13 protein-coding genes are annotated in these 17,283 nt (G+C 65.5%); 10 read left to right on the forward strand and 3 right to left on the reverse strand.

Annotated features, from left to right (window positions below; genetic code table 11):
* Positions 1–89 precede the first annotated feature (89 nt).
* The 8 genes from ACNQPL_RS13690 (at position 90) to ACNQPL_RS13725 (ending at position 6,141) form a co-directional block, all read left to right on the forward strand.
* Entirely contained in the window at positions 90–1,442 is a 1,353-nt protein-coding gene (locus ACNQPL_RS13690) for a 3-oxoacyl-ACP reductase (RefSeq protein WP_416467035.1), read from the forward strand.
* 2 nt (positions 1,443–1,444) lie between these two features.
* Positions 1,445–2,296 carry a MaoC family dehydratase gene (locus ACNQPL_RS13695; RefSeq protein WP_416467036.1) on the forward strand — a complete coding sequence of 284 codons (852 nt, stop codon included), beginning with the start codon at positions 1,445–1,447 and terminating at the stop codon, positions 2,294–2,296.
* A gap of 83 nt (positions 2,297–2,379) precedes the next feature.
* Positions 2,380–2,685 carry a MazG-like family protein gene (locus ACNQPL_RS13700; RefSeq protein WP_346614724.1) on the forward strand — a complete coding sequence of 102 codons (306 nt, stop codon included), beginning with the start codon at positions 2,380–2,382 and terminating at the stop codon, positions 2,683–2,685.
* A complete protein-coding gene (locus ACNQPL_RS13705) occupies positions 2,682–3,431 on the forward strand; it encodes a methyltransferase domain-containing protein (protein ID WP_346614725.1) in 750 nt (249 codons plus the stop codon). The genes ACNQPL_RS13700 and ACNQPL_RS13705 overlap by 4 nt, the downstream gene beginning before the upstream one ends.
* Positions 3,432–3,452: 21 nt before the next feature.
* Positions 3,453–4,088 carry a DUF4136 domain-containing protein gene (locus ACNQPL_RS13710; RefSeq protein WP_416467037.1) on the forward strand — a complete coding sequence of 212 codons (636 nt, stop codon included), beginning with the start codon at positions 3,453–3,455 and terminating at the stop codon, positions 4,086–4,088.
* Positions 4,089–4,107: 19 nt separating this feature from the next.
* Positions 4,108–4,677 (forward strand): DUF4136 domain-containing protein, encoded by a 570-nt coding sequence (locus ACNQPL_RS13715; RefSeq protein WP_416467038.1) that lies wholly within the window; start codon positions 4,108–4,110, stop codon positions 4,675–4,677.
* A 97-nt stretch (positions 4,678–4,774) separates the two neighbouring features.
* Positions 4,775–5,245: an A24 family peptidase gene (locus ACNQPL_RS13720; protein ID WP_346614728.1), complete on the forward strand. Its 471-nt coding sequence runs from the start codon at positions 4,775–4,777 to the stop codon at positions 5,243–5,245.
* A 113-nt stretch (positions 5,246–5,358) separates the two neighbouring features.
* A complete protein-coding gene (locus ACNQPL_RS13725) occupies positions 5,359–6,141 on the forward strand; it encodes a response regulator (protein WP_416467039.1) in 783 nt (260 codons plus the stop codon).
* A 61-nt stretch (positions 6,142–6,202) separates the two neighbouring features.
* Here ACNQPL_RS13725 and ACNQPL_RS13730 read toward each other — a convergent pair whose 3' ends face one another.
* Together ACNQPL_RS13730 and pbpC are read right to left on the reverse strand one after the other, a co-directional pair.
* A complete protein-coding gene (locus tag ACNQPL_RS13730) occupies positions 6,203–7,864 on the reverse strand; it encodes a ShlB/FhaC/HecB family hemolysin secretion/activation protein (RefSeq protein WP_416467040.1) in 1,662 nt (553 codons plus the stop codon).
* Positions 7,865–7,956: 92 nt separating this feature from the next.
* Positions 7,957–10,311 carry a peptidoglycan glycosyltransferase PbpC gene (pbpC, locus tag ACNQPL_RS13735; protein ID WP_416467041.1) on the reverse strand — a complete coding sequence of 785 codons (2,355 nt, stop codon included), beginning with the start codon at positions 10,309–10,311 and terminating at the stop codon, positions 7,957–7,959.
* Positions 10,312–10,388: 77 nt separating this feature from the next.
* On the opposite strand from pbpC, the gene ACNQPL_RS13740 reads away from it, so the two are divergent.
* Positions 10,389–10,682 carry a hypothetical protein gene (locus ACNQPL_RS13740; protein WP_054913171.1) on the forward strand — a complete coding sequence of 98 codons (294 nt, stop codon included), beginning with the start codon at positions 10,389–10,391 and terminating at the stop codon, positions 10,680–10,682.
* 81 nt (positions 10,683–10,763) lie between these two features.
* Here the strand turns inward: ACNQPL_RS13740 and ACNQPL_RS13745 are convergent, their stop codons facing one another.
* The gene (locus ACNQPL_RS13745; protein WP_416467042.1) at positions 10,764–15,665 is read right to left on the reverse strand and encodes an alpha-2-macroglobulin family protein; all 4,902 of its coding nucleotides are present in this window, start codon (positions 15,663–15,665) and stop codon (positions 10,764–10,766) included.
* Positions 15,666–15,876: 211 nt separating this feature from the next.
* Here ACNQPL_RS13745 and ACNQPL_RS13750 point away from each other — a divergent pair, with 211 nt between their 5' ends.
* Positions 15,877–17,214: an MATE family efflux transporter gene (locus ACNQPL_RS13750; protein WP_346614733.1), complete on the forward strand. Its 1,338-nt coding sequence runs from the start codon at positions 15,877–15,879 to the stop codon at positions 17,212–17,214.
* Positions 17,215–17,283 lie beyond the last annotated feature (69 nt).

The following is a 17,283-nucleotide window of genomic DNA, read 5'->3' on the forward strand; positions in this document are numbered from 1 at the left end:
TACAAAGCCTAGGTGTTTTTGCTGCATTCGAACGACCCCGCCACAAAGTTGGTCCACACTTCAATGCTTGCCTTCAAGGAGACCCGCACATGAGCGACCGCTATCTCGACTTTGCCAACTCCAACCTCGGCCGCCGCCTCGTCGATGCCCTCGGGCTGCCAAGCCCGGCGCCGCTGGAGCGCTGGCAGGCCGGCCGCCTGCGCCCGGTGGAGGGCGCACTGGTCATCGGCGGAGGCCCTTTGGCAAACCAGGTCGAAGCCATCGCCCCGCGCCTGACCGATGAAATCTACAGCTTCAATCGCGAAAGCCTGCAAGCGCCTGCCTGGGTCGCTGGCCTGGGGCCCAAACTCAAGGCAGTGGTGTTCGATGCCAGTCATTTGTCCGACAGCGACGAGCTGAAGCAGTTGCGCGAATTCTTCCAGCCCTTGGTACGCAGCCTGGCGCCCAGCGCGCATATCGTGATCCTTGGCCGCGCACCCGAAGGCATTGACGAGCCGCTGGCCAGTGTCGCCCAACGTGCGCTGGAAGGCTTCAGCCGCTCATTGGCCAAGGAATTGCGTAATGGCGCAACCGCGCAGTTGCTGTATGTCGCCGAGGGCGCGGATGAACAGCTTGAAGGGGCCTTGCGCTTCTTCCTTTCGCCCAAGAGTGCATTCATTTCTGGCCAGGTATTGCGCCTGCAGGCCTGCGCCAGCCAGGTCGAAGACTGGACCCGTCCGCTCGCGGGCCGACGCGCGCTGGTAACCGGTGCCGCACGTGGTATCGGTGCCGCCATTGCCGAAACCCTGGCCCGGGATGGCGCCGAGGTGATGCTGCTTGACGTGCCACAAGCCCAGCAAGACCTCGACGCCCTCGCCGCCCGCCTGGGCGGTAAAGCGCTGGGCCTGGATATCTGCGCCGGCGATGCCGCGGCAAAGTTGCTGGAAGCGTTGCCCGGCGGCATCGACATCGTCGTGCACAACGCCGGCATCACCCGTGACAAGACCCTCGCCAACATGACCCCGGAATACTGGGACGCGGTGATGGCCGTCAACCTCAAGGCCCCGCAGGTGCTGACCCAGGCACTGTACGATGGCGGCGCGCTGGGCGAGAACGCTCGTATCACGCTGCTGGCCTCGGTCAGCGGCATCGCCGGCAATCGCGGCCAGGCCAACTACGCCGCGAGCAAGGCCGGGCTGATCGGTTTTGCGCAAGCCTGGGCGCCAAAACTCGCCGAGCGCGGCGGCAGCATCAATGCCGTGGCACCCGGGTTTATCGAAACCCACATGACCGCCGCTATGCCAATGGGCCTGCGCGAAGCTGGGCGGCGCCTCAGTTCGCTGGGTCAGGGCGGTCGCCCGCAGGATGTCGCCGAAGCCATCGCCTGGCTGAGCCAGCCCGGTTCCGGTGCGGTCAACGGCCAGGTACTGCGTGTTTGTGGCCAGGCATTGATGGGGGCTTGAGCATGAACCGGCAATGGCACGACCTGAACAGCCCCGACTCGCGCGCCAGCCTTTACCTGCGCGCGGCCAGCAAACGCAAGATCAGCGGCAACACGCTGCCAGCAGATGGCCTGCGCTGTTTCATTCGCGTGCAGCCCGACAACCTCGCAGCCTATCGGCGGCTCTGCCACTTTACCGAGGACGGCCGCCTGCCGGGCACCTACCCGCATGTGATGGCCTTCACCCTGCAACTGCAATTGCTGACGGCGCCCGGCTTCCCCTTCCCGTTGCTCGGCCTGGTGCACCTGCACAACCGCATCGAAGTGCTGCGCCCGTTGGGCGGCATCGATGGACTGCGCTTCGCGGTGTATGCCGACAACCTGCAGGCGCATACCAAGGGCGGCACCTTCGACCTGATTACCGAGGCCGAAGATGGCCTTGGCCTGCTGTGGCGCGAAACCAGCCGCATGCTGGTGCGCGGCCTGAAGCTCGAGGGCTCAGCCGATGAGCACGAAGAACGCGAACCGCCGACATTGCCTGAAGCGACGCGCTGGTACGCCGACAGCGATATCGGCCGGCGCTACGCCAAAGTCTGTGGCGACTACAACCCGATTCACCTGAGCACCGCCAGCGCTCGGCTGTTCGGCTTCCCCAAGGCGATTGCCCATGGCATGTGGAGCAAGGCCATGGCCTTGGCCGCGCTGGGCGGGCACCTGCCGCACAGCGGGTATGCCTTCGAAGTGGATTTTCGCAAGCCGGTGCGGTTGCCTTCGGAGGTGGTGTTGAGCGCCAGCGCGGCAGGTCCCACGGGTGAGCTGCGCCTGGATGGCCATGGCGAACTGCTGCACATGGTCGGGAGATGGGCCTTGCTCTGACGCCCAGGGCTGCTGCGCAGCCCCGAATCCACTTGCTTTGCAACAGGCCTCCACCGAAGCTATGCGGCACTAGGAGACCCGCAATGAACCTGCAAGAACTCACCAAACGGCTGCACCAGATCCGTGACAACAACGACTGGGGCGGCTTCCACAGCCCGAAGAACCTGGCCATGGCCGCCAGCGTCGAAATGGCCGAGCTGGTGGAAATCTTCCAATGGCTCAGCGAAGACCAATCGCGCCAGCTGCCTGACGACAAACTCGCTCACGCCGGGCAGGAGGTGGGTGACGTCGTCCTCTACCTGCTGCTGCTCTGCAGCGAACTGGGCCTGGACATGGAGCAGGTGGTACGGGCCAAGCTGGCCGACACTGAAAGGCGTTTCGCCCGATGAACGACCGTCACTTCGATGAGCTGGCCACCCGCTTCGCCGAGAAGATCTACGGCGGTGCCAAGGGCGCCATCCGGCTGGCTGTGCTGCAAGCCGACCTGGCCGACGCCCTGCCCGACCGCCCGCTGCGGGTCCTCGACATCGGTGCCGGGCTCGGCCACATGGCCCTGTGGCTGGCCCAGCGCGGCCACCACGTGACCCTCGCAGAACCTGCCGCCCCCATGCTTGAGGGCGCCCGCGCGCGCTTTGCCGAGGCCGGCCAGGCCGCCACGTTCATCCAGGCGCCCTGGCAGGACTTGCTTGGCCAACTTACCGAGCCCTACGACCTGGTGCTGTGCCACGCCGTGCTCGAATGGCTGGCCGAACCGGAAAGCATCCTGCCGGTGCTGCACCAACTGACCGCACCCGGCGGCTGGTTGTCGCTGGCCTTCTACAACCGCGACGCACTGGTTTATCGCAACCTGCTCAAGGGCCATTTCCGCAAGCTGCGCAGCAACCGCCTGGAAGGTGAAAAGCAGAGCCTGACCCCACAAAAACCGCTTGATCCGCGTGAACTCAAGGCGCAACTTGAGCCTATCTGGCAAGTCGAAAGCGAGAGTGGTGTGAGAGTGTTCCACGACTACATGCCCAAGGACTTCCAGGCCAAGGCCGAACTGCTCGACTTGCTGGAAATGGAACTGGCCCACCGCCGTCACCCAAGCTTTGCCGGGCTGGGCCGCTACCTGCACTGGATGTGCCGCCCCCGCTGACCTGCCCGCCGGGAGGAATCCATGCCGTACCGCCTGTTATGCCTGGCCTTGCTGCCGCTCGCCCTCTGCGCTTGCCAGGGCAGCAACCCTTACGTTGCCAGCAGCCGCCCACTACCACCCGCCCCCGCGCAAGCGGCTACCACCTTCGACGCCAGTGCCTACCCGGCACCGGCGCGCGATTATGGGCGCTACCGCAGCTGGAGCTGGCGGGGTGGCCAGCTGCCAAGTGGCACTGCCGATGCCGACCCAGCGCAGCTGGCCGACGCGGTCAGTGGCGCACTCGACCAGCACGGCCTGCGCCCGGCCCGGGGCGCCGCCGGCGACCTGCTGGTGAGTGCCGACATGCGGCTGGAACGGCGATTACGCCAGGTACGTGATTACGACTACTACGACCCGTATTACGGCCCGTCCCCCTACGGTGGCGTCGGTTTCGGCGGTTATCGCAACGGCTACGGCGCCTATGGCAGCGTGCCGATCGTGCGCACTTACGAAGTTGAAGTGATGGTGGTGCGCATCGACCTGTTCGATGCCCGCGACGGCCAGCCGGTGTGGAGCGCGAGCGCGGAAAGCGGCAGCGACAAAGGCTCGCCACGCGATCGCGAAAGCGCCTTGCGCGAATCGGTACACAAGGCACTCAGCGGCTATCCTCCCAGTTAACACCTAACGGAGAACCATCATGTTGCGTCGTCTCGTTCTACTGTCATTCGCGTTATTGCTGGCGGCTTGCTCCAGCAACAACGTCCAGCAGGATTTCGACGCCAGCCGCGATTTCGCCGCCTACCGCAGCTGGGCGTGGCAGGAGCCGGGCCTGCAATACCGCCCGGATGATCCACGGATCAAGAGCGACCTCACCGAACAGCGCATCCGCGCCGCCGTTACCGACCAGCTCGACCAGCGCGGCCTGCGCCCGGCCCAGGGCAATGCCCGGCCTGACCTCAAGGTGCGGGCCTACCTGATCGTCGAGCAGCGCCAGCAACAGATCACCACCAACTATGGCGGCGGCTGGGGTGGCTATTGGGGAGGTTACTGGGGCGGGCCGATGTACAACGAGACTCGCAGCGTCGACTACAAGGTAGCGACCATCCAGGTCGACATGTTCGACGGCCGTGACGGCAAGCTGGTCTGGCGCGGCAGTGCCGAGCAGATCATGAACAACTACCCGCCCAGCCCCGACGAGCGCAACAGCGCCATTCAGAAGACCGTGAGCCAAGTGCTGGGCAATTACCCGCCAGGCAGAGCCAAGTAGCCTGCAAATAGCCCGTTCGTCAGATCGCGTCTACCCTGATAAAGACACCTGAGTGAACGGGTAGACGTGTTCAACGAATAGGGATGGCGACCTGCCAATGCAAAGCATTGTTCTCCTGATGTGGCTTGCCTTGTGCTCTGAACAGGATATTCGCGAACGCCAGATCGCCAACATGCTGACCTTGGGCGTCGCAGCGTGCGCCCTGGTCTGGCTGTTCGTCACTGGCCACAGCTGGATCGGTGCCGACGCCAGTGAGGCCGGCTGGGCACTGGCAATCGTCATGCTGCTGACCTTGCCCGGCTACATGCTCGGCCGCTTCGGCGCCGACGACGTCAAATTGATGGGCGCTCTGGCCTTGGCAACCAGCCCGCAATACGTGCTCGGCACCTTCATCGGTGCTGGCGTCAGCGTGCTGGTGTGGCTGCTCATGCGCCGTCGGCTGTGGACCCTGCTCAACCCCAAAGTGAAGAAGCGCCTGCAGGCACTGACCGAACAAATGGGCGACAAACAAGCCTTCGTGCCCTATGTGCTGGCCGGGTTCATGCTCACAGCTGTATGGATCCAATAATCAATCCCGTTGTCCGATAACTTGTACATGCGTTGTACAGGGTCGCCAGCAGCGTCTATGGTTAAGCTGCCAGAGCGTCTGGCCCGGGAGCAGGGCCGCTTACGAACAGGGAGTTGATCGTGAACAAGTCATTTAGTGAGGTGAAGGTTCTGGTGGTCGATGACCAGCCCCTGATCGTCGAACAGTTGTGCGAGTTCCTCGAAAACCAGGGCCACCATTGCGTGGCGGCTCATTCCACCGACGAAGCCATCGAGCGCTATGTAGCGGATGAGGCGATTGGGCTGGTGTTGTGCGACCTGCACATGCCCGAGCGCGATGGCATCGAACTGGTTCGGGCGCTGAAGGAAGTTGCCGGGCGCCAGCGCATGTTCGAAGCGATCATGCTCACCGGCCGCGCCGAGAAGCAGGATGTGATCCGCGCCCTGCGCGAGGGCTTCGCCGATTACTACCAGAAGCCGATGGACCTCGACGAATTGCTCGAAGGTTTGCGCCGGCAGGAGCAGGTGCTGCGCGAGCGCAAAGCCAACTTCCAGGACTTGGGTAACCTCAACCAGCGCCTGCAAGACCTGGCAGGGTGCATCGACGAGCTTTATCAGGACCTGGAAAAAGCCCGCGGCCAAGGCGTGCACCGCCGCGCCACCGATGGCGAAGAGCCTGAAAGCGAGCTGCCTGCGGCGTTCGAGAAGCTTTCGCCGCGCCAACTGGAGGTCGCCCGGTTGGTGAGCAAGGGCAAGACCAACTATCAGATTGCCTGCGAGCTGGGGATTACCGAGAACACCGTCAAACTGTACGTCTCGCAGGTGTTGCGCCTCACCCATATGCACAACCGCACGCAGCTGGCACTGGCGCTGACGCCCAGCTCTTCACCGGTGCATCTGCGCTTTACTACCCACTGAGAAACCTGGGGGCGCCGTGCGCCCCCTTTCGCGACACAGGGCCTCGCCTCCACAGGCAACCTCACTCAAGCTGATAGCTGATGGTCAGCATCAACCGCGGCCCACGGTTCAAGCTGTCCAGCGCCACATCCGCCAACGGCTTGGCCACTTCAACCGCCACACTGCCAAAGCGCCCATCGCCCAGGCGCAGGCCCAGCGCCACCGAGCTCATGTGGGCATCCTCGAATGGCCCACCGTTGTACCAAGCCTGGGCGGCATCGAGCACGGCATAGGGCTGCAGCAACTTCAGCCAGCCGTCACCCGGTCTAATGCTGTAGTTCAGCTCGTAGGCTACCCCCCACCCCTTGTCGCCAGCAGCTTGGTCACGGGGGTAACCACGGCCGAAATGCTGCCCACCGAACACCGCTCGCTCACTGTCGGGCACCCTGTCGTCACTCCAGTAAAGCGCCGCCGACGCCACGCCCTGCCCGCTGTCAAACAGCTGGTCGCTCTGCAAGGCAGACACCCGAAAGCGCAAGAAGTCCATGTCGTAGTCGGCATCGCTACGGGCCCCAAGGTAATCCAGGCCCTGATAAACCCCGGCACTGACGATGCGCAGCCGACGCGCATCCGCCTTGCGCCAGTCGCCCTCGAATGACAGTGCGCGCACATACGTGTCGTATTCGAGCTGCCCTGCACGCCGATCTTCGATGTGGTCACTCACCGAATACAAGCGCCCGGACACATTGACCCACTCATCCGGCGCAATCATCAGTGACTGTCCAAGGCCGATCGAATAACGCTCGCTTTCACGGCGCGGGGTGACATCGCTGCCATCCTTCAGCCGCACACGCGTGCCCGGCTCAGCGCGATAACGCGCAGCCGACACCAGCAACTGGCTGCCCTGTGCGTCCAGATACTGGCTGTAGTCCAGGCTTTGGTAATGCATCGAATCATCGCCCGGCGGCAGCAGAAAGCGCGCAGTCAGCTGCTCGGCGAAGCGTGTGTGGGCGTTGCTCGACACCGTGAACAGCGCCTGCAGATCGTTGCGGTTACCATCGCTCAGCGTCACATCGGCATCGAACGGCCTGCGCTGCACGCGAAGCGTAAGCCGCGTGTGGCCATCCGGGCCCGGCGCGGCGGCAGCCTGCGCCTCTACCGAAAGGCCCGGGAGACGTTGCGTCAAGCCGATAAAGCGCTCGAAGGCTTCTTGAGTCAGCGGGCGCTCGGCCTGCAACCGCGCGATCATCTGTTTGAGGTAAGCCGCAGCCGGGCCGATATCGCCCAGCAACTCATAGTCATCGATGTACCCTTCCACCAGCACCACCTGCACGCGGCCTTCGGCGAGGTCCTGCGCTGGCAGGTAGGCATACGACAACGGGTAGCCGTCACGCCGGTAACGCTGGGTCAGCCGCTCGGTGAACTGCTGCAGCTCGCCCACCGAGATCATGTGGCCGATCAGGGGCTGGTAGTGCTCACGCAACTCGCTCAGCGGATAGACCGTGCCCCCCTCGAAGCGCACCTTGTGCAAGCGCAGGCGCGTGTCCGCCGGCAGCGCGGCGGCGCCCGTGTCAGGCACTGCAAGTCGCAGCTGCGTGGCACCAGGTCGATAGTGTTCAACCGGCAGGTTCGCGGTGGGCAGGCGACGCTCGTACTCGTGGCCGTCTAGAAACCCCGGCAACGGTTCGGCACGGGCCAGGCTGGCCCAGGTCAGCAGCAACAGGGGCACGACCAGAGGACGCATAGGACGCTCCACAATCCCTTGGGCGCCGGGGCGTCGGCCGGTCACACCCGTCACCAGCAAGCGTAGGTGCTGCGCCGGTAAACGTCGAACGGCTAGTCGCTGACCTGAAACGCCACCCGTGCGGTTTCACCGCTCTCGTCCAGCGCGCTCAGCTCGATCTGCCCGGCGTGCTCGAAGCGAACCAGCAGGCTGTCCTGGCCTTCGGTTTCGCCCAACGGTTGGCCATTTACGAACCACCAACGCCGCCCACCTCCACCCAGCGCCGAGACATGCAGTTGCAACGGCTCGGCGCTGGTCGCTGGGCGGCGCAGGTTGTCACCGCTGCGTACACCCACGATGGCCAACGGCGGCGCACTGGCGGGCGCCTGGGGCGGGCAGCTCGGGTCAACCGCCGGCAACCGAGCGGCTCGCCGCTCCACACGCCCCAGCCACGGCTCCAGCGGCGCCGGCCAGAGGGCGATGTCGCGCGCCTTCGCGCCTGGGCAGCTGCCATCCACACGCAAACCCTGGGCGTTGACCCACACGCTCTCGCGCAAGCCCAACCCGAGCGGTTGGTCGGCCGCCTGCAGGGTGGGTGGCGTGGTGCCGTCGAGTGTCCAGGCAAAACGCTGGCGCCTGCAGTTCGGGTCCTGGCGGTTCATGGGCTGGCCCAGCGGCCAGCAAATCGCGGCGACTCCAACGCTGCCCGGTACCTGCTCGACCGGTATCGGCAGCCCTCGCTGGCTGTCGCGGTTGCTCAGCAGGTCGTGCACCTGCAGCATCAGCGGTGCTGCCGAGGCCAGGCCGAACTGCCCAGGCACCGGGGTGCCATCGGGGCGGCCAATCCATACACCTATCAGGTAGCGCGGCCCGACCCCGATCGACCAGGCATCGCGAAAGCCGTAGCTGGTACCGGTCTTCCAGGCCAGCTGAGGGCGCTGTACCAGTTCGGCATGTGGGTCGCGGTCAGGCCGTGCCTGGCCGCTGAGGATACGCCGAATGATCCATGCCGCCCCCGGCGACAACAGACGCCGCTCCACCAGCGGGTCCTGGGGTTGCAGGCGCACCCGGGCGCTTTTGCCGCCCCGAGCGAGCGCCGCATAGCCACCGACCAGCTCTTCCAGGCGGCTGCCGGCCCCCCCGAGGATCAACGACAGGTTGGGCTCGGCCAGGGGCGGCAGCGCCAGCGGCATGCCGGCCATGCGCAACTCTGCAGCGAAACGCTTTGGCCCGTACGCTTCAAGCAACTGCACCGCCGGCAGGTTGAGCGACAAGGCCAGCGCCGAACTGGCCGAGACCGGGCCGCTGAAACCCATGGAGAAGTTACCGGGGCGGTAGTCGCCATAGCGGCGCGGCACATCCTGCAGCAGGGATTCGGAATGGATCAGGCCATCGTCCAGCGCCATGCCATACAGGAACGGCTTTAGCGTCGAGCCTGGCGAGCGCAGCGAGCGGACCATGTCGACATGCCCAAAGCGGCGCTCATCGGCAAGGTCGACCGAGCCCAGGTAGGCGCGCACGGCCATGCTCTGTGCGTCGACCACCAGCACCGCGGCCGAGGTGCGCTCGGGCAGGCGCGCACGCCAGCCCAGCAGCAGGTCTTCGAGCCGCCGTTGCAACGAGGCATCGAGGGTGGTGCGGATCAGCGGCGGGCTGCCGGGGCTATTCAGGCGGCGCGCCAGCAGCGGCGCCAGGGCAGGCTCCTGGCGCGGGGCCAATAGCAAAGGCTCCTCGGCGGCTTCCTTCAGTTGCTGGGCAGGCCACACCTGGTACTCGCCCAGGCGTTGCAGCACCTTGTCGCGGGCACGCTGGGCACGCGCGGGATGGCGGTCCGGGCGCAAACGGCTGGGTGCCTGCGGCAGTACCGCCAACAGCGCCGCCTCGGCCGGCGTGAGGTGCATCGGCGACTTGCCCAGGTAAGCCCAGCTGGCTGCTGCCACGCCCTGCAACGTGCCGCCAAACGGGGCGCGGTTCAGGTAGATCTGCAAGATTTCACGCTTGGGCAGGTGCCACTCCAGCTGCGCCGTGCGCCACAGTTGCCGCAGCTTGCCAGCCAGCGTGCGATCGTGCGGGTCGAGCAGCCGCGCCACCTGCATCGACAGCGTGCTGCCGCCAGACACCACGCGCCCGCCGCGCAGGTTGAGCCAGGCCGCGCGCACCAGCGCCAGCGGGTTGACCCCCGGGTGGCGGTAGAACCAGCGGTCTTCGTAGGTCAGCAGCGCCTGCAGGTACAACGGCGAAACCTCCTCGGGGCTGACCGGGTAACGCCACACACCCTCGGCATCGGCGAAGCGCCACAACGGTGTGCCGTCTTCCGCCAGCACCACCCGCGCCAGGTCATCAGCCGGCATGGGCAGCGGCCAGATACGGTCAGCCAGCCACAACAGGCCAAGCCACGCGACCACGGTGACCACACCGGCACGCAGGAACCTTCCCGCTCGCGTGCGCGGCCGGGCTAAGCTTGGCATCGGGAACCGACCTGGCCAGGTAATGGCCAAAGGCTTGGGAACGGCAACCTCGCCGATTCGTTCATCAGGAAGCAACTATGCATGTAGAAGGTTTTTTCGAGTGGCTTGGCCAGGCACTGGGTTCGTTGATCCGCTTCATCGTCGACGCATTGAGCGGCTTGTTCAACCTGCTGGCCAACGCCGGGGGCAACTTCATCGATGGCCTGGCACGCACGTTGGGCATGGACACCTCGCTGGTCAGCATCCTCGCCCTTATCGTCGGCTTGATGCTGCTGTACTCGGCGATCCGCGCTTTCATGCGCGCCTCGATCATCCTCGGGATCATCTGGCTGGTGCTGGGGTTGTGGGTGATGAGCTGGGTGATTCATTGAGCTACAAGCTACAAGCTTCAAGCCGATTGGCGATGGAAGACCCACCGCGTTTGGCTTTGTCTTGTAGCTTGCAGCTGCGCGTCAACGCCCTATGACGGTCATCTCACCCTGCCCATCACCCACCGCCTGCAAGTTTGGCCGGTACATCGACTCGACCTGCGGCGGCGGCACGCGGTAGGTGCCCGGGGTTACCGCACGGGCCAGGTACAGCAGGTGGGTGGTGCCATAGCCATCTAGCTTGAGCGCCGCCACATAACGGTCATCACGGTACTCCTGATGCACCACGCTGGCGTTCTGCATCGACTCGCGCCACTGCTTCACGGCGCTGCTGGCGTTATCCAGGCTGGCAGCGCTCTGCGCCAGGTTCTGGTTTTCCAGCTCCAGGCCTGCCGGCAGCAGGTCGACCACCAGCGCATCCGGCACCGCGTCGCTGGCCTTGAGTGCCAGGTGCACCAGCACCAGGTCGCCGCTGCGCAGGTTGTGCAGGTCCAGCGGCTGGCCATTCATGCCCAGGTACTCACGGCGGATCTCCATGCCATTACCGCCAGCGGCAGGCGCCTGGCGCGGGTAGCCCGAGAGCGTCAGTTGCTGGTACACGGTTTCGCTGCCTTCGTTCTGCAGGCTCAGCGGCAATGCCAGCAACGGGCCTTCCAGCTTCATGCCTGACTCCCCATTGTTGAACTCACGGACCTCACCGGCACTGTCCAGGCGCGCCTTCCATGGGTTCTCCGGCTTGCCGAGCAAGCCACGGCCGGCAAGGAACAACGCATTGCGTTCCTGGGTCGACAGCCAGCGGTTGGCTGCCAGCTCGTCGGACAGCGCGAACAGGCGCTGGTCGACCTGGTTGCTGGCCAGGTTGCTCTCTTGCAACAGCGCCAGGATCAACGCCTGGTCCCGCAGGCTGCTGCCGTAATCGGCCATCCAGCCCTTGCTGCGGCTGATGCCCAGGCCCGCCTGCAGGGCCTCCTGGGCACGCGGCTTGTCGCCCATCTTGTCCAGCGCCACCGCCAGTTGCACCAGCGGCAGGCCGGAGCGTGCGTCGGCGCGGCGTTCGAACAGGCTGCGCAAGGCACCCAGCGGCGCCTGTTGGCTGCGCGACAACACCAGCGCAGCGTAAGCCTGCACGGCAAAGCGAGTGTGCTCGGCGTTCTGGCTGTAGTCGACCTCGATCAGGTTGCGCTCCTGCAGGTAACGCAGCAGGCGCTCGCTGGCCTTCTTCAGCGCCTCGGCCGGCACGCCGTAACCCTGGTCGCGGGCGCGCAGCAGGAAGTCGGTGACGTAGGCGGTCAGCCAATACTCTTCTTCACTGTCCGAACTCCACAGGCCGAAGCTGCCGTTGTAGCGCTGCATGCCCAGCAAATGCTCGATGCCCATCTCTATCTTGCGCTTGCGCACGTCGGCCGGCTCGCCCTTGATGCCCAGGCGCTTGAGGCTCTCGGCGTCGGCGTATAGCGAGGGGTACAGACCGCTGGTGGTCTGTTCCAGGCAGCCGTAGGGGTAGGCTTCGAGCGCGCGAATCTGCTCGGCCAGGTTCAGCGGGGGGCGGCTCGACAGGGCCAGGCTGGCTTCCAGCCCGGCAGGCTCGAAGGCCGCCAGGTCGGCTTCCGGCAAGGTCCACGGCTGGTCCTTGAGGGCCACCCGGTAGTGCTTGAGCATTGCCGGGTAGGCGGGGCGGATGCCCAGCGTCCATTCGCGCTCGAAGGCATCTACCGCCTCGCCCGGCAGCTTCAGGCCATTGACCCGTACATGCACCTTGCCCTGGCCCAGGCCGCCCTGGGCCTGCACCGGAATCATCAGCGTGGTGCGCTGGCCTTCGGCCAAGGCCACAGTCTGCTGCGCGCTCGCCGCCAGGCTCAACTGGCCCTCGGTGGTGATGTCGACGCTCAGTTGCTGGGCGCTGCCAGACAGGTTGGCCAGGTCCAGCGCCAGGCTGGTGCGGTCGCCACCGGCGAGGAAGCGCGGCGCCGAAAGCTCGGCGATCAGCGGCGCGGCCACCACGGTCTTGCCCTCGGCCATACCGAAGTGCTCTTCGGTCCAGGCCTGGGCCATCAGCCGCAGTTCACCGTTGAAGTCCGGGATATCGACCGTCGCCTCGCCTTCGCCCTGCTCATTCAGGGTTACCGGCAGGCTCTGCTGGGCAACGATGGTCACCGTGGTGTTGGGGCGCTTGCCGCCCTTGGCCATGGCCGCGTCACCACCGAACGCCAGGCTGGCCAGGCGGCCTTGGCCGGCTTCGATCAGCTGGCCGTAGATATCCAGCTGGTCGGCGCCGTAGGCCTTGCGGCCGAACAGGCTGGCGAATGGGTCTGGGGTCTTGAAGTCGGTGATGTTGAGGATGCCCACGTCGACTGCGGACAACAGCACATGCACCTGTTTGGGGATGCTGCCGTCGGCATTGGCCGCCTTGAACTTCACTGTCAGCGGCTGTTTGGGCCGCATCTTCTCCGGCGCCTGCAGGCTTACCGCAAGCTTGCGCTCGGCACGGCCCAGCGGCAGGTGCAGCACGCCCACGGCACGCTTGGGGGTGGCATTGGCCTTGCGCTCGCCCGGGCGAATCACCAGGGTGCTGATGTACAGGTCGTGACGTGCCCACTTTTTGTCCAGCTGCACGTCGAAGGTCTTGCCTTCGGCTGGCACGTCGATCTCCTGCCACCACAGCGGGCCGTCGCTGGACTCGATCATCAGGTAGCCGGTACCGGCGGCTGGGGGCGTGACGGTGACCTTGGCGGTATCCCCGTCGGCGTAGGCGGGTTTGTCCAGTGCCAGCTTGACCTGGTCGGGGCGCACCGCGCCGCCTTCGGCGTTGTCCTGGGCGCGATAGCCCGCCCAGAAGCGTTCGCTGGAAACCAGGCCGGTCTCGGGGTCTTCCACCTCGACCCGGTACGGGCCCCACTCGACCTGGAAGGTCAGCTTGGCGGTAGAGCCGGCTTTGACCTGAACGTTTTCCTCGCTCTGGGTGAGGAATTTTTCGTTGTAGTTGTAGCTCCAGCCGTCGCTCTGCGAGTAGTTCCAGTAGTAGTCGCGGCGTTCGCGGACCAAGCGAACCTTCAGGTCGTTGGCTGCCAGCTTGTTGCCGTCGCGGTCCGCAACCAGGAACTCGAATTCTACCGGGCCGTCACTGTCGGTCTCTTCGCCATCGAACAGGCCACGCAAGCCAGGCAAGCGCTCGGCAGGCCAGATTGGCTGTTCGAGGCGGCGGGTTATCGGGCGGCCGCCAGACTCCTGCAGGCTGGCCTGAACGGTCAGTTGCAGTGGCGAACGGGCTTCGGCCCATCGGCTTTCAATAGCGACCGTGGCCTTGCCGGCCTGGTCGAGGGTGACTTCGTCCAGCTCCAGGTCCTGGTTCAACTCGCTCTCGGTCACAGCGCCAAACTGGTAGCCAGGCAGCGCCGGCACCGCTTCGCGCAGGGGGCGAACGTAGGCCTGGCCGCTCAGGCGATTGCCGGCTGCCGGGGCACCATAGAGGTAACGACCGTTAACCTGGATCTCGGCAGTCTGGTCCGGCGAAAGCGGCGTGCTGCTGCCTTTGAGCTCCAGCGCCAGCCGCTCGGGGAGGAAGTCCTCGACGAGGAATTCGTAGACCTGTTTGTGCCCACCGCCAAGGTCGAGCAGCAGCTGCCAACGGCCGGTCGGGGCTTCTGTGGCCAGTTGCAACTGGTACTGATACAGGCCATTGGCATCGGCCTCCCAGACGAACTTGCGGCTCACCTGTTCATCCGGCCGGCGCACTTCCACGCTTACCGGCTGGGCCTTGACCGGCTTGCCGTCCTGGTCACGCAGCAGGCCGTTGAGCAGCACCGTCTCCCCCGGGCGGTACAGGTCGCGCGGGCCAAAGATGAAGAACTGCAAGGGGTTGGCCTGGGGGCCGGTGATGTCGAATTCGGCCAGGTCCAGGGCTGCCGTGTTCAGGCGCAGCAGCGTGGTATGCACGCCTTGGGTAGCGATCAGGGTGTCGGCCTTGGCCGTAATGGGCAACTGGGCATGGCCTTCGCCATCGGTCTTGGCCTGGGCCAGCAGCTTGCCCTTCTCGTCATGCAGCTCGAGGTTCACATCCTTCAGTGCCTTGCCACCCTCCAGCGCCTGGGCAAATACGTCGAGGCGGTCGCGATAGCGGTGGGCAGACACGCCAATGTCGCTGAGGGTGAACAGCGTTGCCGGCTGCGAGTAGTCGTAGGTGCCCGAGGCACGCATCACGGCCAGGTACACGCCCGGCTCTTGCAGCGGCTTGATCCCGGCGATCGGCAGCAGCACCGTTTCGCGCGTGTTGCGCGCCGGGTTGAGGTCGAAGCGGCCGCTGTAGACCAGGTCTGCCAAGGCCAGGGTTTCCTTGGACTGGTAGTAGTACAGGCTGCTGTTGCGCCCCCAGTTGACCAGGAAGGTCGACAGCATCTCCGGTTTTACCCGGAAGAACTCGACATCGACCTTGTCGACGTTCAGGGCAATCACCGGCAGGCCCTCGGCCAGGCGGGTGGGCAACAGCGAGCCGCGGCTGGCGAAGCCGATGGTCGGCTGCATGTCGCGGGTTTCCAGGCGGGTCACCGATTCGCTGTCGAGCTGCTTGCCGTTCACCGCCAGCAGGCCTTTGTCGACGGTCAGCACCAGTTTGCGCTGCGGCTCCAGGTGGCGCAGGCGCAGTTCCATCTGGTTGTCGGAGAGTTCCCAGGCACCGTCCACCTTGCCTTTGACGGTGTCCACCAGGTGCAGTTTGGTGGCGAAGTCCTGCTTGGCGTCCAGCGGTGCGGAAAAACTGACCGACAGGGTGCTGGCACCATCGAGCTGCACTTCCGAGACATCCAGCACGGACAGTTCGCGGCCCTCGTAACGCTTGGCGAGCACCGCAGGGTCCTCGCGCTTGGGCGCCGGGGCCTCGACTGCAGCAGTCGCGGCCGGCTTTTCGGTAGCGGCGGGTTTGTCCGGCGTCGAGGAATCACAGGCACTGAGCAGGGCCAGCGCGCAGGCCAGCAACAATCCTTTGTTGAACATGGAGTGGGGACTCTTTGGCAGCGTGTACGTGAGGGCGCAACTATAGCGCAACGGCAGGTGGCTGGCCGGTACAATGCGGCCATTCGATCCAAAAGGGGGCGCTGCGCGCCCCAATCGCCGGCAAGCCGGCTCCCACAGCGTCCTCAGCGCCGGCAACGGCGGTGCATGCCCCTTGGGAGCTGGCTTGGGCCCCGCTTACCCAGGACTTCAAATGTCGCAAATTGCCACCGACTGGCAGCACCGTCTCACCCATCGCAAGGTCTGGGCCCTGGCCGCGCCGATGATCCTTTCCAACATCTCGGTGCCCCTGGTGGCACTGGTAGACAGCACGGTAATCGGCCACCTGCCCCACGCCCACCAGCTTGGCGCAGTGGCGGTGGGCGCCACGCTGTTCACCTTCATGGTCGGCCTGATGGGCTTCTTGCGCATGGGCTCCACCGGGTTCGCCGCCCAGGCAGCGGGCCGCGCGGACGGCGCCGCGCTACGCCAGGTTCTGGTGCAAGGCCTGCTGCTGGCGCTTGCTTTCGCCTTGCTCATCGGCCTGCTCGCCCTGCCCTTCAGCCAGTTGGCGCTGCACGCGATGCAACCAAGCGAGGCCTTGCAACAATCCACCGAAGCCTTCTTCCACACGCGCTTGCTCGGCCTTCCTGCAGCACTGGCCAGCTACGCGCTAGTCGGCTGGTTCCTCGGCACCCAGAATGCCCGTGCGCCGCTCGCCATTCTGCTGACCACCAACCTGCTGAACATCGCGCTCAACCTCTGGTTTGTACTGGGTCTGGACTGGGGGGTGCTGGGCTCGGCGCGGGCATCGGTGATCGCCGAGTGGGCTGCGGCGCTGCTTGGCCTGGCCCTCACCCGCCCTGCCCTGCGCGCCTACCCCGGCCATATCGCCTGGGCGGCACTCAAGCGCTGGCAAGCCTGGCGGCCGTTGCTGGCGGTGAACCGCGACATCTTCCTGCGCAGCCTGGCGCTGCAGTTGGTGTTTTTGTTGATCACCGTGCAGGGCGCGCGCCTGGGTGAAGCCACGGTGGCGGCCAATGCGCTGCTGCTCAATGGCCTGCTGCTGACTGCCTACGCCCTCGACGGCCTGGCGCATGCGGTGGAGGCCCTGTGCGGCCATGCCATCGGCGCCCGCGACCGCGACACATTGCGCCGCTCACTGGTGGTGGCCTGTGGCTGGTCGTTGATCACCAGCTTGGGCTTTGCCGGGTTGTTCCTGCTGGCTGGGCACTTGTTCATCGACCTGCAGACTGATATCGACAGCGTACGCACGGCTGCCTACCCGTACTTGCCGTATCTGGCGGTACTGCCGTTGGTGGCGGTGTGGAGTTATTTGCTCGATGGGCTGTTCATCGGCGCAACGCGGGCGCGGGAGATGCGCAACGCGATGCTGGTTTCAGTGCTGATTGCACTGCCGTTGGCGTGGGCCATGAGTGGCTTTGGCAACCATGGGTTGTGGTTGGCGTTTCTTGGGTTCATGGCGTTGCGGGCGGTGACGCTGGGGTGGGTGGGGTGGCGGTTGCAGCAAAAAGGGTTGTGGGTTCACTGAAGCTGGGGGCTGCTTTGCAGCCCTTTCGCGACGCGAGGCCGCTCCCACACATCAAAAGTGGAAGCGGCC

It is taken from the genome of Pseudomonas sp. LFS044 (genome assembly GCF_047978245.1).
Taxonomy (GTDB): domain Bacteria; phylum Pseudomonadota; class Gammaproteobacteria; order Pseudomonadales; family Pseudomonadaceae; genus Aquipseudomonas.

What these genes read in the sequence shown, in the direction of transcription:
- ACNQPL_RS13705 (WP_346614725.1), top strand. Translation starts at nt 2,682, where the DNA reads ATGAACGACCGTCACTTCGATGAGCTGGCCACCCGCTTCGCCGAGAAG.
- ACNQPL_RS13750 (WP_346614733.1), top strand. Translation starts at nt 15,877, where the DNA reads ATGTCGCAAATTGCCACCGACTGGCAGCACCGTCTCACCCATCGCAAG.
- ACNQPL_RS13700 (WP_346614724.1), top strand. Translation starts at nt 2,380, where the DNA reads ATGAACCTGCAAGAACTCACCAAACGGCTGCACCAGATCCGTGACAAC.
- pbpC (WP_416467041.1), bottom strand. Translation starts at nt 10,311, where the DNA reads ATGCCAAGCTTAGCCCGGCCGCGCACGCGAGCGGGAAGGTTCCTGCGT.
- ACNQPL_RS13715 (WP_416467038.1), top strand. Translation starts at nt 4,108, where the DNA reads ATGTTGCGTCGTCTCGTTCTACTGTCATTCGCGTTATTGCTGGCGGCT.
- ACNQPL_RS13695 (WP_416467036.1), top strand. Translation starts at nt 1,445, where the DNA reads ATGAACCGGCAATGGCACGACCTGAACAGCCCCGACTCGCGCGCCAGC.
- ACNQPL_RS13690 (WP_416467035.1), top strand. Translation starts at nt 90, where the DNA reads ATGAGCGACCGCTATCTCGACTTTGCCAACTCCAACCTCGGCCGCCGC.
- ACNQPL_RS13720 (WP_346614728.1), top strand. Translation starts at nt 4,775, where the DNA reads ATGCAAAGCATTGTTCTCCTGATGTGGCTTGCCTTGTGCTCTGAACAG.
- ACNQPL_RS13730 (WP_416467040.1), bottom strand. Translation starts at nt 7,864, where the DNA reads ATGCGTCCTCTGGTCGTGCCCCTGTTGCTGCTGACCTGGGCCAGCCTG.
- ACNQPL_RS13745 (WP_416467042.1), bottom strand. Translation starts at nt 15,665, where the DNA reads ATGTTCAACAAAGGATTGTTGCTGGCCTGCGCGCTGGCCCTGCTCAGT.
- ACNQPL_RS13740 (WP_054913171.1), top strand. Translation starts at nt 10,389, where the DNA reads ATGCATGTAGAAGGTTTTTTCGAGTGGCTTGGCCAGGCACTGGGTTCG.
- ACNQPL_RS13710 (WP_416467037.1), top strand. Translation starts at nt 3,453, where the DNA reads ATGCCGTACCGCCTGTTATGCCTGGCCTTGCTGCCGCTCGCCCTCTGC.